15 protein-coding genes are annotated in these 14287 nt (G+C 38.9%); 9 read left to right on the plus strand and 6 right to left on the minus strand.

Annotated elements, in window-relative coordinates; translation table 11 throughout:
* Positions 1-13 precede the first annotated feature (13 nt).
* From ABH902_RS13300 to ABH902_RS13315, 4 genes are all read right to left on the minus strand, one after another.
* Positions 14-961 (minus strand): metal ABC transporter substrate-binding protein, encoded by a 948-nt coding sequence (locus ABH902_RS13300; protein WP_404591480.1) that lies wholly within the window; start codon positions 959-961, stop codon positions 14-16.
* A 14-nt stretch (positions 962-975) separates the two neighbouring features.
* On the minus strand, positions 976-1815 hold the full coding sequence (locus tag ABH902_RS13305; RefSeq protein ID WP_404591482.1) for a metal ABC transporter permease: 840 nt from the start codon (positions 1813-1815) through the stop codon (positions 976-978).
* Positions 1812-2561 (minus strand): metal ABC transporter ATP-binding protein, encoded by a 750-nt coding sequence (locus ABH902_RS13310; protein ID WP_404591484.1) that lies wholly within the window; start codon positions 2559-2561, stop codon positions 1812-1814. The genes ABH902_RS13305 and ABH902_RS13310 overlap by 4 nt, the downstream gene beginning before the upstream one ends.
* Before the next feature lie 544 nt (positions 2562-3105).
* Complete coding sequence (locus ABH902_RS13315) at positions 3106-4275, minus strand: serine hydrolase domain-containing protein (protein WP_404591486.1); 1170 nt, start codon at positions 4273-4275, stop codon at positions 3106-3108.
* 237 nt (positions 4276-4512) lie between these two features.
* Here ABH902_RS13315 and ABH902_RS13320 point away from each other — a divergent pair, with 237 nt between their 5' ends.
* The 8 genes from ABH902_RS13320 to ABH902_RS13355 all read left to right on the plus strand — a co-directional run bounded on the left by ABH902_RS13320 (position 4513) and on the right by ABH902_RS13355 (position 11627).
* Positions 4513-5478 carry a ribose-phosphate diphosphokinase gene (locus ABH902_RS13320; RefSeq protein ID WP_404591487.1) on the plus strand — a complete coding sequence of 322 codons (966 nt, stop codon included), beginning with the start codon at positions 4513-4515 and terminating at the stop codon, positions 5476-5478.
* Between the two features lie 81 nt (positions 5479-5559).
* Positions 5560-6453, plus strand: coding sequence for an EamA family transporter RarD (rarD, locus tag ABH902_RS13325; RefSeq protein WP_404591489.1), 894 nt, complete (start codon positions 5560-5562; stop codon positions 6451-6453).
* 80 nt (positions 6454-6533) lie between these two features.
* Positions 6534-7679 (plus strand): cysteine desulfurase family protein, encoded by a 1146-nt coding sequence (locus tag ABH902_RS13330; protein ID WP_404591491.1) that lies wholly within the window; start codon positions 6534-6536, stop codon positions 7677-7679.
* 82 nt (positions 7680-7761) lie between these two features.
* On the plus strand, positions 7762-8103 hold the full coding sequence (locus tag ABH902_RS13335; protein WP_404591493.1) for a DUF1831 domain-containing protein: 342 nt from the start codon (positions 7762-7764) through the stop codon (positions 8101-8103).
* A 223-nt stretch (positions 8104-8326) separates the two neighbouring features.
* On the plus strand, positions 8327-9448 hold the full coding sequence (mnmA, locus tag ABH902_RS13340) for a tRNA 2-thiouridine(34) synthase MnmA (RefSeq protein ID WP_404591495.1): 1122 nt from the start codon (positions 8327-8329) through the stop codon (positions 9446-9448).
* A 240-nt stretch (positions 9449-9688) separates the two neighbouring features.
* Positions 9689-10021 carry an ArsR/SmtB family transcription factor gene (locus ABH902_RS13345; protein WP_404591497.1) on the plus strand — a complete coding sequence of 111 codons (333 nt, stop codon included), beginning with the start codon at positions 9689-9691 and terminating at the stop codon, positions 10019-10021.
* Entirely contained in the window at positions 10021-10713 is a 693-nt protein-coding gene (locus ABH902_RS13350; protein ID WP_404591498.1) for a type 1 glutamine amidotransferase domain-containing protein, read from the plus strand. The genes ABH902_RS13345 and ABH902_RS13350 overlap by 1 nt, the downstream gene beginning before the upstream one ends.
* Positions 10698-11627, plus strand: coding sequence for an NAD-dependent epimerase/dehydratase family protein (locus ABH902_RS13355; protein WP_404591500.1), 930 nt, complete (start codon positions 10698-10700; stop codon positions 11625-11627). The genes ABH902_RS13350 and ABH902_RS13355 overlap by 16 nt, the downstream gene beginning before the upstream one ends.
* Positions 11628-11691: 64 nt before the next feature.
* On the opposite strand, the gene ABH902_RS13360 is transcribed toward ABH902_RS13355, so the two are convergent.
* Together ABH902_RS13360 and ABH902_RS13365 are read right to left on the minus strand one after the other, a co-directional pair.
* Positions 11692-12078, minus strand: coding sequence for a hypothetical protein (locus ABH902_RS13360; protein WP_404591502.1), 387 nt, complete (start codon positions 12076-12078; stop codon positions 11692-11694).
* A 137-nt stretch (positions 12079-12215) separates the two neighbouring features.
* Positions 12216-13460: a multidrug efflux MFS transporter gene (locus ABH902_RS13365; RefSeq protein ID WP_404591504.1), complete on the minus strand. Its 1245-nt coding sequence runs from the start codon at positions 13458-13460 to the stop codon at positions 12216-12218.
* Between the two features lie 186 nt (positions 13461-13646).
* Here ABH902_RS13365 and ABH902_RS13370 point away from each other — a divergent pair, with 186 nt between their 5' ends.
* The gene (locus ABH902_RS13370) at positions 13647-14213 is read left to right on the plus strand and encodes a TetR/AcrR family transcriptional regulator (RefSeq protein WP_404591506.1); all 567 of its coding nucleotides are present in this window, start codon (positions 13647-13649) and stop codon (positions 14211-14213) included.
* Positions 14214-14287: the final 74 nt, after the last annotated feature.

Consider the following 14287-nt stretch of genomic DNA (forward strand, 5'->3'; position numbering starts at 1 on the left):
TTTTGATTGCTGGTTATTTTTTTGTTGCTGCTGATTGTGTCAGTCCTTCATGGATTTTGTCTAAATTCCATTTCATCATGGAGTAGTAGCTATCACCGTCTTCCCCTTTTTTAGCGATCGAATCGGTAAAGATTGTACTGTAAATGGGCAGTCCGGTTTCCTTAGCAACTCGCTCCATACTGCGTTTATCCACGCTGGTTTCCACAAACAGTACCGGTACTTTGGTTTGTTGGATGTTATCAATGATTTGTTTCATTTGATCCGGTGTACCCTGACTCTCCGTATTAATTTCCCAAATATAAGCCGCTGTTAGACCATACGCTTTTGAGAAATATTTAAAAGCACCTTCACTAGTTACCAAAAGCTTTTGCTGTTCAGGAATATCGGCAAATTTTTCCTTGGCTTCTTTGTCTAAAGTAGAAAGCTTTTCAATATATTCTGCGGCGTTTTTTTCGTATGTTGCTTTGTTTTGCGGATCTTTTTCGCTTAAAACATCACGAATCGCTTCCACATAAAGAATGCCGTTTTGAATGTCCAGCCACGCGTGCGGATCTTGCTCCTTTTCCTTGCCGGCGCTGGTTAAATACATTGGGTTCACCTTTTTGCTTACTGAAAAATAATCTTCATCCTCTTTTTTGTCAGCTGTTTCCATTAATTTGCTGAACCAGCCATTACCGCCTGTTTCTAAATTTAAGCCGTTAAAAAAGAGAACATCTGCTTCTGAAGCTTTCGCGATATCTTCGGGCAACGGTTCGTATTCATGAGGGTCAGTGCCAACGGGAACAATGCTGTGTAAATTAATTCGCTCTTTTCCGACATTTTTAGCCATATCGCCTAAAATTGAATTAGTTACTACAACATCCAGCTGTTTCTTTTCAGAGGAAGTGGCAGATTTACTCTGACATCCTACTAAAAGAAAGACAGCCATGAAACTAATAAGTAAAGCAAACGTTTTTTTCATTAATTTATATCCTCCTATCGTTGTTTGTTTATGAAGAAAAGTCCTTTCTTAGGTGAAAATAGAAACGCTAAAATGAAAAAGGCAGCGGCCGTTAAAACGATCGTAGCTCCGGAAGCCAAGTTATAGGAATAGCTGAAAAATAAGCCGATAATCGAGCTTAACATACCAAAAAGTGAAGCCAGTCCGATCATTGTCGGTAAATGATTGGTCAGCTGGTAGGCCGTTGCCGCCGGTGTAATCAGCATGGCAATCACTAAGATGGTTCCTACCGTTTGTAAAGAAGAAACCGCCACTAGCGTTAATAAAAACATTAATGCATAGTGGAAAAATTGAACGTTTAAGCCATAAGCTTTAGCCATTGTTGGATCAAAGGAAGTGATTTGCAGCTCCTTGTAAAACAGACCTACAAAAAGTAAAACAACAGCACCAACCAGTATCGTGATGATAATATCAGAATCACGAACCGCCAAAACATTTCCAAAAAGGATATGGTAAAGATCCGTCGAGCTTTTAGCAAACGAAATCATGATAATACCTAAAGCAAAGAAAGAGCTAAAAACCACGCCGATAGCAGTATCATTTTTTAACTGACTTTTTTGCGTGATAAATCCGATTAATAAAGCGGCAATTACGCCGAAAATCGTGGCACCGAAAATATAATTAGCACCCAGCATATAAGAAGCCGCCACGCCGGGCAATACCGCATGAGAAATGGCATCTCCCATCAACGACATTCCCCGAAGGACAATGAAGGAACCGATGATTCCGGATACAAGTCCCACAATGATGGACGTCATCAAAGCATTTTGTAAAAATTGATAACGCACTAAACCGTCAATAAAATTAGCAATCATGCATCTGCCACTCCTTTAATCACAATATCACCCATAGTTTCGCCGTAAGCTGCTTGAATATTTCGATTGGTAAAGGTCGTACTGACAGGGCCACAAGCAATCAGTTTCTTTTTCAAAAGGATAATCTCATCAAAATAATGAGCTACCTTATGCAAATCATGATGAACGATAAGAATGGTTTTCCCCGCCTTCTTTAATTCCTTAAGAATGTCCATAATGACTTTTTCACTCGTCATATCAATACCTACAAATGGTTCATCCAATATAATGATATCGGCTTTTTGAGCTAAAACACGAGCGATAAACACACGCTGTAATTGCCCGCCAGATAATTCACCAATTTGACGTTTGGCAAATTTTTCCAACTGGACAGTTTTCAGAGCGGCCAATGCTTGCTCTTTTTCTTTTTTCTTAGGTCGCCGCAGTACGCCTAATGATGGGTAAGTACCTAAAAGTACTACTTCCAAAACATTGATCGGGAAAGATAAATCCAGTGCGCTGCGCTGTTCAACATAGGCAATGCGCTGTTTGTGCAGATCAATCGAATCGCCGGCGATTTGAACGTTTCGCGACTCAGTTTTAATTAATCCTAGCAATCCCTTTAAAAACGTCGATTTTCCTGCGCCGTTAGGACCGATAATGCCTGTAATTTTCCCGGCAGCTATAGGCAGCGAGATATCAAGTAGGGCTTTTTGACCTTGATAGCTCACGGTTAAATGTTGAACAGTGATTGTGTTTAAAGACAAAATATCTCCTCCTTTTTTAGGTTAACCTTAAAAATAGTATATGGTATAGTTGAATTGAAAGCAAGAAGAAAGTTAGGTTAGCCTAAAAAATATCTATTTGGGAATGAACTGATGAGAAACGAAAAAGAGGACGGACAAAACCATTTTTGGTTTTGTCCGTCCTCTACGTATGAATAAACGGTGATCAAAAGTCAGGCTCTTCGGCAATTTCAAAAAAGCTGCCAATGCAAAAAGCGCATTTGTCATCTTTTCCTCCAATTACTCGAGCCTAAGCGACATTTGATTCAACCTTGAATAAACGGTGATCAAAAGTCAGGCTCTTCGGCAATTTCAAAAAAGCTGCCAATGCGAAAAGTGCATTCGCCTCTTTTTCTCCAATTGCTCGAGCCTAAGCGACATTTGATTCAACCTTGAATAAACGGTGATCAAAAGTCAGGCTTTTCGGCAATTTCAAAAAAGCTGCTAATGCAAAAAGCGCATTCGCCTCTTTTCCTCCAATTGCTCGAGCCTAAGCGACATTTGATTCAACCTTGTTGAAGTGTTTTTATTTTAAATGAGCAATTGTTTCAAAAATTGTTGCCGTTAACTCTAGATGAGTATGGCTTTTCTGGTATTGATTAGATAAGAGAATGACACCAGTTTGGCAATCCTTAGTAAGCATGACATTTGCTTCAAAGCCATCTTCTACGCCATGTCCTTTGATATAATTGGAGAAATTATATAAACCGCCCATATATTTTCCATAAGTCTTTTCAGACCAAGCATCCTTCGTTATTGAAGGATCCAGTAGTTTTCCACCCAACAGATCAGCATAAAAGTGGTATAAGTCGCTGACAGTCATTCCCACGTTGCCGGTACCGATTTCCTGACCGAATAACAAGGGATTGTCTTCTATTAGCGGCGCTGAGATCTGTTCTTCAGCGTCTTTATAAGCATAGGTTCGGTTAAGTGATGTTAAAAAATCATCATAAAAGCACGTTCGAGATAATTGCAGGTGATGAATAAAAGTTTGAGTGAAAAGCTCTCTATAAGTAATGTTCGTCAACTTTTCTAAGATTCCTGCTAAAATTCTGTAATTGACTGCTTCATATTTATATTTTCCATAGGTGCCCATGTTTGCATGAGTAATTGAAAAAAGAAGGAACTCTTCTTCAGTCATAGCTATTGTTGGCTTACCTTCTTGATACAAACCTGAGCTCATCGCTAACAACTGACGAATAGTGATTTTTTGACTATCAGGAATGTTCGGATAGAAGTGATCCAAGGTTTCATCCAGCGATAAATGGCCGGCCTGTACCTGCTGCAAGATCAAAACTGCAGTCATGGCTTTCTGGACGGAACCAATTTGATAAATAGACTGGTAGGTATTGGGACGATTATTGGCAACGTCTGCATAACCATAGCCTTTCTGCAGGAGAATCTGTCCTTTCTGAATAATTAAGGCGGTACCGACGAAGTGAGTATCGGTTATTTTCTTTTCGATTGTTTTAGCCAGCTCTGAGTCCGGTTGGATTTCTTGGTTGAAATTCGTTGCCTGTGACACGTCTTTTGGTATTTTGGCGACAGAGCTTGCTGTTTCGTCAGATGGAGAGTTTGTGGAGGATGGATCTTTTTGAAAAAATAGAAAATAAATTTCGGCCGCTACTAGCAGTAACAAAATAAAAATAACTAAAATTGGTTTGAATTTGCTTACACGTGTTTGTTTATGATGCATAATGCTACCTCCCGATAATTTTCATTTTAGCTGCACCGGAATGAAAAACAAGTTGTTCTCATAGGATTTAACGAACAATTTTGTAAGTTTACTTTTATTTCAGGAAAAATTCATAAAAAACGCAAGTTCTCATCACAACGAAACAAAAGATCAATGATTTTTTAGCCAATCAATGGTAAAATAAAACAGGACGTTTTGAAGAGTGAAAGTAAAATAACTAAGATCACGGAGGAAATCATGACCCAAAAATACGAGGATAAAACATTACGAATCTTTAGTTTAAACGCTAATCGGCCTTTAGCTGAAAAAATTGCTGAAGTTGTCGGAACTGAATTAGGAAAAAGTACGGTGCGCCAGTTTAGTGATGGAGAGATTCAAATTAACATTGAAGAGAGTATTCGTGGGGACCATGTTTTTCTTATTCAGTCAACTAATTTACCGGTGAACGATCATTTGATGGAGCTGTTGATTATGATCGATGCCTTAAAACGAGCAAGTGCCAAAACGATTAATGTTGTGCTCCCTTATTATGGCTATGCCAGACAGGATCGGACAGCGAAGCCAAGAGAACCGATTACCGCAAAGCTAGTAGCGAATTTACTGGAAGAAGCGGGTGCCACACGGGTTTTAACGCTGGATTTACATACTGTTCAAGTACAGGGCTTCTTCGATATTCCTGTGGATAATTTATTTACGATGCCATTATTTGCCCACAATTATCGGCAAAAGCAATTGACGGGCGAGGAAATCGTTGTTGTTTCACCGAAAAACAGCGGGGTACAACGTGCGAGAAGCTTGTCGGAATATTTAGATGCGACGTTGGCGATTGTCGATCAGGAGGAGATAGAAGGGAATCGTTCCGGTTATGTTATCGGTGAAGTGAAAGGCAAGACCTGTATTTTGGTAGATGATATTTTGAATACTGGAGAAACCATGGCAACAGCCGCCGAAATTTTAAGAGAAAATGGTGCTGGGGATATTTATGCGTGTGCTTCACACGGTATTTTATCAAAAGGAGCTAAACAAATGCTGGAAGCTTCTCCAATCAAAGATATTTGTGTAACAGATTCTGTCTTTATCCCGGAAGAATGTCGTCCGGAAACCTTAAGCGTGGTTTCTTGTGCAGAGCTGATGGGCGAGGCAGTCAAACGAATTCATGAAAATACACCAATGAGTCCGTTGTTTCGTTTAGAGGAAAAATAATAAGTTAGAAAAAAAAGAAGTTCAGCTGTATTTATAAACTGGACTTCTTTTTATCCTATTATCAAGAAAGAGGTTGAATGTGTGAAAGATAAAAAGGGAATTGCGTTCGGATTTATTGCGTATGTTTTTTGGGGCATTATTCCTATTTACTGGAAGTTAATGCCGTCAGTCGCGCCTTTGGATATTTTATGTTATCGAATTCTCTGGTCATTTTTATTTATGCTGATTTATATTTTGGCAACAGGAAAATGGTCATTATTTTCAGCTGAAACTAAAGCAGTTCTGCGAGATAAAAAGAAGCTGAGTGCCATTATTTGTGCAGCGCTGTTGATTTCGGTCAACTGGTTTACCTTCATTTATACTGTAAGTCAAGGTCATGTTACGCAGGCAAGCTTAGGTTATTATATGAATCCGTTAGTAAACGTATTATTGGCAACGTTGATTTTAAAGGAAAAGCTCAGTCGTTCCGGCTTAATCGCTTGTTTGTTGGCGTTAGCAGGCGTTATTTTATTGACGATTCAAACTGGAGAAATCCCGTTGGCTTCGATCATTATGGCAGTGACCTTTAGTTTTTACGGCCTGATTAAAAAAGGCGTAGCTGTCAGCTCGTATACAGGGCTGACCATTGAAACTTTTGTGATCTTACCGATCGCCCTTGTGTATTTACTCTTTTTCTCTCAGCAAGGTTTTATGACATATGGTCTAACGACGAATCTATTGGTTGTCGGCGCGGGAATTGTCACGGCGATTCCGTTGTTGTTATTTGCAGAAGCGGCAAAGCGCATTTCTTACATTATTTTAGGCTTTATTCAATATGTAGGGCCGACATTGATGCTGCTATCGGCTCTATTTTTATATCACGAACCGTATTCAGCAGAACAGTTTATCGCTTTTGCTTTTATCTGGCTGGGGATTGCCGTGTTTACTTATGGTAATTTTTATACGTATCGCAAAGAAAAGCAGCTACTCGAATGACCTAGAAAGCATTTTTTGAGGAAGCTGAATAGTTATGTTAAAATAGGAACAATTGACATGATTAAGAAAGGACGAGCGCTATGAACGCTATTTATTTAGATCATGCAGCGACTACCCCGCTTCATCCTAAAGTCATTGAAGCAATGACGGATGAAATGGCCCAAACCTTTGGAAATCCCTCCAGTATTCATACTTTTGGACGTAAGGCACATCGGAATTTAGAAAATGTTCGTCAGCTTATTGCGGCTAGTTTAAAGGTTAATCCACATGAAATTATTTTCAACAGCGGCGGTACGGAAGGCGACAATACAGCAATTATTGAAACGGCCTTGGCTAAACAAGCACAGGGCAAGCATCTGATTACCACAGCGATTGAGCATCCGGCGGTTCTGAAAACCATGCAGTATTTAGAAACATTGGGATTTGAGGTCACTTATCTGCCTGTGGATGAAAAGGGAACGCTGGCAGTTGAAGTAGTGGCGCAGGCTTTACGTGAAGACACAACCTTAGTTTCTATTATGTATGGCAACAATGAAATCGGTAATTTAATGCCGATTAAAGAAATCGGGGCATTGTTGAAAGAGCATCCTGCTGTTTTCCATACAGACGCCGTACAGGCGTTTGGCAGTGAGCAGATTTTTCCGCACGAACTTGGCATTGATTTACTTAGCACATCGGCACATAAAATTAATGGTCCAAAGGGTGTCGGCTTCTTATATAAAAGTGACGCAGTATCTTTGCCGGCTTTTTTACATGGTGGCGAACAAGAAGAAAAACGGCGGGCTGGAACAGAGAACCTAGCCGGAATTACAGGGATGGCTACAGCGGTGTCCTTACTGACAGATAGTGAAAAGCAGCAGCGGCGTGAACACTATCAGCGCTATGAACAGCTGATTATTAAAAAGCTGAATGATGCCCAAATTGCTTATCGAATCAACGGAAATCCTGACAATAAGCTAGCGCATATTTTAAATCTACAGTTCGAAGGAGTTCCTAGTGATCTTTTACTGATGCATTTAGACTTGCGGGGAATCGCTGTATCTACTGGGTCGGCTTGCACAGCCGGTACGGTCGATCCCTCCCATGTGTTAGAAGCGTTGTATGGAAAAGACCATCCTGCAATCAAAGAATCGATTCGTATCAGCTTTGGTTTAGGCAATGATGAAGAACAAATTCGGTACTTTGCCGAGCAACTCATTGACATCATTCATAAACTTCGCGCATAAAGCAAAGAAAAAGCGCAAACCCACTGGCAAAACGCTGCTGTAACAACTATAATAAAAGAGAAAATGATAAAGAGGTGGAAAGATGGCATTTAAAGAAACAGCTTCTGTAGAAGGTTCTCCTGTATTTTACAAAGTCCACGAGAACGCTAAAAAATATACATTGAGAGACAACGGCTTTACGGAAACAAATTCAGGTAACTTCCAATTAATTCGACCGTTGGATGCAACGCCGCAAAGTAAAGAAGGCTTCAAATTAAAAATCACGATTGCCGGCGATTTAAAAACGCTAAAAATGTCTATCACGACAGCAAATGGCTTAAAATCAATGAATATTTTCAAAGGCGATAATCATGAAATGAGCCGCGAAAAATTCTATTTTCTAATGGACGGCATGATTAGCCGCGGCGTTTTAGAAAAAGCATAAACTTTTATAAAAAGGCAGTCATCATTGAATCGACCTAAAAAAGTTAGACCAAAAATCTAATTATCTGGAGGTCGATTTTTTATTTTTGCCTTTAATAGAGCAAGTGGGTTCTTTCCAAAGCCTTTACTTCTCACAAATTCCTAGTATAATAAGTATCACTGAAAAGTTACGACCTTCAAATCGTGGATGATTTCAGAATCTAAATTGAAATGATGGTGATTAAATGACAAACAGCAACACTCGTGTGGTTGTAGGCATGAGCGGTGGTGTGGATTCCTCAGTGACAGCTTTGCTTTTAAAGGAACAAGGCTACGATGTTATTGGCATCTTTATGAAAAACTGGGATGACACTGATGAAAATGGTGTTTGTACGGCAACGGAGGACTACAAGGATGTAGCAAAAGTCGCCGATCAAATTGGTATTCCTTATTATTCAGTAAACTTTGAAAAGGAATATTGGGATCGTGTGTTTGAATACTTTCTAGCGGAATATCGCAGAGGACGGACACCTAATCCAGATGTAATGTGCAATAAAGAAATCAAATTTAAAGCTTTTTTGGACTATGCAATGCAACTAGGCGCCGATTATGTAGCTACCGGCCACTATGCTCAAATTGAACGAAAAGCGGATGGCACTGTGCGGATGCTGCGCGGTGTAGATAATAATAAAGATCAAACTTACTTTTTAAGCCAACTTTCTCAAGCGCAATTAGCGAAAACAATGTTTCCTTTAGGCGGAATGGAAAAGTCGGAAGTACGGGCAATTGCTGAAAGAGCCGGACTGGCGACCGCTAAGAAAAAGGATTCCACTGGTGTTTGCTTTATCGGCGAAAAGAATTTCAAAGAATTTCTAAGCAACTATTTACCTGCTAAAAAAGGCAATATGGTTACTTTAGATGGCGAAATCAAAGGACAACATGACGGATTAATGTATTACACGATCGGTCAACGTCAAGGCTTGGGCATCGGCGGCAGCAAAGGCTCTCAAGAACCTTGGTTTGTCGTAGGCAAAGATTTGGCAACGAATACGTTGTATGTGGGGCAAGGTTTCCATCATGAACAACTATACGCAACACATTTAGATGCCAGTGAAATCCACTTTACTGTGGATACAGAAATGCCGAAAGAATTTGAATGTACAGCAAAATTCCGCTATCGTCAACAAGATGTACCGGTCAAGGTTATTTTAACTGGCGACGGCACAACAGCGAAAGTAATTTTTGCAGAGCCTGTACGTGCCATTACACCAGGACAAGCAGTCGTTTTTTACAATGGCATGGAATGTCTGGGCGGCGGTTTAATTGATCAAGCGTATCAAGAAGAAAAAGTTTTGCAATATATATAAGAAAAAGCGAGTGAGACAGTTTATCAGAATTTCTTCTGATGAGTGTTTCACTCGTTTTTTTGATAGCAAGAGATTTGACAGGCTCATTAATAGCTTAAGTACATTTGACAGACTTGCTTTTATATTCAGAAAAAATAGTAATAGAGATCATACTTAAGAGTGCAAGTCTATTTCATTGCAATAATTCTCTATATATGGTTCAATTGTTTAAACCTTTAAACGATAAAAGGAGAGATTAATTTGACTGATTATTCCATGCTAAAACAAGAATTCTACGATTTAAGTGATTTTTTAATTGCACTTGGTGATAAAAAAAGACAGGCTATTATCATTCGTCTGCTTGAAGAGAAAAATTGTGATGGTCTACAAGTTACTTCATTATTAGTAGCAACCAACTTATCAAGACCTGCGATCTCACATCATTTAAAAATTCTAAAAGACGCAAAAATTGTGAATGTGAGACAAGAAGGAACAAAAAATTTTTATTATCTCGATCATGAGCAAACTGAAATCAAAAAGCTTCAAAACTTTCTAAAGAATGTCGTGAGTATTATGAATGAGAGGGATCATTGATGAAAAAAGTATTAGTAGTTGAAACGAACATTCAAAAATACGCTGGTACAAACGATGCAACAGGCCTTTGGCTAGGCGAAAGTGCTGAATTTGTTGATGAACTCTATAAGCATCATATTGAAGTTGATTTCGTAAGTCCTCTAGGCGGCTTCGTTCCTCTTGACCCTAGAAGTATGAAATACATAGATAAAGATATCATGAGGATTTATACAGAAGAAAAGTTTGTGCAGGAAGGTCTGGTAAATACCAAAAAACCTAAGGATATAGATCCCAACGATTATCATGCGATTTATTTTACGGGAGGACACGGTGTAATGTGGGATTTTCCCGATAATAAGGAGCTACAAGAAATTGCTCGCATCATTTATGAAAACAATGGGTATCTTTTATCGGTTTGCCATGGAATAGCTGGCTTACTTAATATCAAAGATAGTGAAGGGCACTTTTTGATTTCTGGAAAAAGGATTACTGGGTTTACAAAAACTGAGGAAATATTAGCCGGGAAAGTGAAATTTGTCCCTTTCTTTAATCAACCAGCGGCTGAAGCAAGAAATGCGTTGTTTCAAAAAAAACGATTCTATAAAGAATTTGCGTTAAAAGACGGTCAGATAATTACTGGGCAAAATCCTTTCTCAGTACGTGCGGTTGCAAAACTATATCTTGAGGAGCGAAAGACATGCAAACAATTTTAGGAAGCAATGGGCAAATAGGCTATGAATTGGCAAAAGAATTATACAACAATTACACAACCGACATTCGATTAGTCAGTCGTAACCCTAAAAAAGTAAATCCATCAGATCAACTGGTTTCAGCGGATTTGCTGGACTTCGAACAAACCATAAAAGCAATCGAAACGAGTGAGATTGTTTATTTCACTGTTGGTTTACCGATGGACTCAGATCTTTGGGAAAGCAATTTCTTGAAAATCACAAATAATGTCATTCAGGCTTGTAAAGAAGCAAAGAGTAAACTTGTGTTTTTTGATAACACGTATATGTATCCTAAAGATAATACACCACAGGATGAAAACACTAAATTCTTCCCTGTAGGAAGAAAATCTGTCATACGTTCTAAAATGGCAGAATTAGTGGTAAGCGAAATGGAAGACGGTCATTTAGAAGCAGTTATTTGTCGTGCACCAGAATTTTATGGCCCAAATAAAACACAAAGTATTACAAACACTTTAGTTTTAAATAAAATTAAAAGTAATACTACTGCTACTATCCCCGTCAATAAAGCTACGTTGCGTACGTTGATATGGACGCCCGATGCTAGTTGCGCAATGGCCCTCATCGGAAATACTCCAAATGCCTATGGTCAGAGTTGGCATTTGCCGTGCGACGATCCTCATACCTTTCAAGAGATGATGCATATTTCTGAAAAAATACTCAACAAATCATTGAAATATAGAGTCATTCATTTGTGGCAATTTAAAATAGCGAAGCTTTTCAGTAAAGAAATCCGCGAATTGGATGAGTTACTACCTAGATACGAAGTGGATAATATTTTTATATCAGATAAATTCAAAAAGGCATTTCCTGATTTTAACGTTACTTCTTTTGAAACAGGAATCATGCAAGTCCTTACTGAAAATAGCTCAAAATGAGCATAAAAAAACTAAGATTACAGAGGCATGCCATCCGGCGCTAAATGACCTCTATAATCTTAGTTTATTTTTTACGGCATTCTCGAAAATAAGCTCTGGACTCCGGCGCTAAAAGAAAATATCCGAATGCACCTAATTCCACGATCCGAAAGGCCAGCATGATGGTCTTAGGAAAGAATTGCACCATTAACGGTGGATAAAAATAATTCAAAAAGATAAACGGGACGAAAAGAATACCTAAAATGTACCCTTTGGCACCACCCGTAATCAATCCGGCAATCATCACAAGATAAACACCAAAAATAAGAATTTGATACCAAACCGCTACATCAAAAACAGCTGTTCCAGCAACGACAGCCTTTAAAGCCAGCACTAAAGAAATGACAATTAAAATATTATTATACAACAATAAATATATAGCTAATGTATTCCAAAATATAGGTTTTTTCATAGGTCGAGCCATTCCTTTCTCTAGTATTCCTATTTTAGCAAATGCTTTTTTTCGGCGCAATGACTAAAAGAAAGATGACTCTTTTCTTTATTCACAGAATATGAAAAACAACCAGAATACGTCCCCTATATGAATTATTATTTCTTCGCTTCTTCCGAGGTGTGGTGAATTCCGCTGGTACTTTTACGTACCCAAAGAAAATTACCAAGTACAAGAAGTGAAGTGGATAAAAAGACGCCCCGATAACCGAAAATAGAGGAAACTGTTGAACCGATGACAGGACCAATTACATTTCCGGTTGCCTGAAAGGATTGATTGTAGCTGAATATTCGTCCTGCAGCGCTGCTTGGTGAATACTTGGTAATCAAGGTTTGCACGGCAGGCAACAAGCAAGCATCGGAAATCCCAATTAAAAAGCGAAGAAAGGCCAGCTGCCAAACATTTTGCACAAAGGCCATGGGAATATAAACTAGCATGGCAAAAATTAAGCCGACAGCCAGAATTCTTTCACTGCCGATCCGATCACCTAAGCGTCCAAAACGGGGAGCCGCAATTAATGTAGCAATTCCGGGAATCGAAGCGATTATTCCGCTGATTAAGGTTACGTTGCCGTGAGGACCGACTAATTGCCGAATATATAAACTGATAATTGGACTGATGGAGTTGTTGGAGGCTTGGATAATTAACGTAGTAATAAACATACCGATGACGACTTGAGGATGCGCCAGCTCTTTGAAAATTGCTTTGCCGGAAACCATATCCTTTTTTTCAATCGGTACAAAGATTTCATGAACAAAAAAGAGACTTAAAAAGAAGACGATCAACAAAATAAAGCCGGTGATAAAAAAGGTATATCGATAACCAAAGACAGAAGCGGCTATTCCGCCCAATAAAGGACCTAACAAGGTACCAGTAACAGAGCCGGTTGCTAAGGTTCCTAACACCTGACCGCTTTTTTCGCGAGGGGTACCTGTGGCTACCAATGCTGTGGCATTACTGATATAGCCGGAAAAGATTCCTTGCAGTAAACGTAGACCAATTAACTGATAGACACTGGTAATCGCCCCCATCAAACTAATAACGACTGCCATTCCTAAAGAAGCGCGTAAAAGCATGAGCTTGCGGCCCTTCCGGTCAGCTAAACGACCCCACCAAGGCGAAACGATGGTGGTCACTAAAAATGTTGAAGAAAAGGTAATGCCGCTCCAAAAATTCAATTGTTGATTGGTAAAGTGTCCCAAAGTATCTATGTACAGCGACATAAATGGCATAACCAAGCTAAAGCCGATACCTGCCATAAAAGTACCGAACCATAAAACTAAAAGATTTTTTTCCCAAGGACGACGCGGACGAAACAGTTTACTTTTTATTAATTCAAACACAGGCTTTTCTTCCTTTCGCAGGTGGTTTATCAAGAGTAAAGGTCTCTTTGCGGATTCAATTTATGATAGAAATGAAAGAGAACTTACATTTTATTATTATAAACTATAATTTATAGTTTATAAAGAGAGTAAAGTTATGATAAACTAATAAATAGTTAAGAACTTGTGCAGAAAGAAGGATTTACAGTGGCCAAGAAAAGAAATTTGTCTCAGGAAAAAATTGTAGAGAGTGCACGGCGTCTTGCAGGAGAAATCGGTGTTCAGCAACTGACCTTTCAAAATTTAGCGGTTGATTTGGATGTGAAATATCCTTCCTTATATAATCATTTTAAAAATATTGGCGAAGTGAAAGAAGCATTGACGTATTTATTGATTCAAGAATTGAATGATCTTTTAAGGCGAGCGCTGGTAGGACAAAGTGGCCGTTCGGCTATTTTAGCTTATGCAGAGATTTACCAGACCTTTGCGTTTGAAAATGCAGCTGTGTATGAGCTGCTGATCAGTATTCCACAAACCGAAAATTCGCGTTTAATTAAAGGGATTCAAGAAACCAACCAAATTATCCTGCAAATTTTAGCTGTATATCCGCTGACACAAGAAGAACGTCTACATAAAAGCCGGGAATTAAGAAGCTTAATCCATGGGTATATTTCCCTGCGTTTTTTAGGCTATTTTCAAAAAGAAGAAATTGCGAAGCCGGAGGAAAGCTATCAACGCATGATTCGGGACTTTATTTATTCACTGGAAGCATAGCGTAAACCTTAATTTACAAACTAATTGCTTGCAACTTGGAGTAAAAGTGACTATGATTACCTACAGAAATAATA

The organism is Enterococcus sp. UD-01 (assembly GCF_044909655.1).
GTDB lineage: Bacteria > Bacillota > Bacilli > Lactobacillales > Enterococcaceae > Enterococcus_L.

Coding starts and splice junctions, on each gene's coding strand:
- ABH902_RS13300 (WP_404591480.1), bottom strand. CDS start 961: ATGAAAAAAACGTTTGCTTTACTTATTAGTTTCATGGCTGTCTTTCTT.
- ABH902_RS13305 (WP_404591482.1), bottom strand. CDS start 1,815: ATGATTGCTAATTTTATTGACGGTTTAGTGCGTTATCAATTTTTACAA.
- ABH902_RS13315 (WP_404591486.1), bottom strand. CDS start 4,275: ATGCATCATAAACAAACACGTGTAAGCAAATTCAAACCAATTTTAGTT.
- ABH902_RS13320 (WP_404591487.1), top strand. CDS start 4,513: ATGACCCAAAAATACGAGGATAAAACATTACGAATCTTTAGTTTAAAC.
- ABH902_RS13330 (WP_404591491.1), top strand. CDS start 6,534: ATGAACGCTATTTATTTAGATCATGCAGCGACTACCCCGCTTCATCCT.
- ABH902_RS13335 (WP_404591493.1), top strand. CDS start 7,762: ATGGCATTTAAAGAAACAGCTTCTGTAGAAGGTTCTCCTGTATTTTAC.
- mnmA (WP_404591495.1), top strand. CDS start 8,327: ATGACAAACAGCAACACTCGTGTGGTTGTAGGCATGAGCGGTGGTGTG.
- ABH902_RS13350 (WP_404591498.1), top strand. CDS start 10,021: ATGAAAAAAGTATTAGTAGTTGAAACGAACATTCAAAAATACGCTGGT.
- ABH902_RS13355 (WP_404591500.1), top strand. CDS start 10,698: ATGCAAACAATTTTAGGAAGCAATGGGCAAATAGGCTATGAATTGGCA.
- ABH902_RS13360 (WP_404591502.1), bottom strand. CDS start 12,078: ATGAAAAAACCTATATTTTGGAATACATTAGCTATATATTTATTGTTG.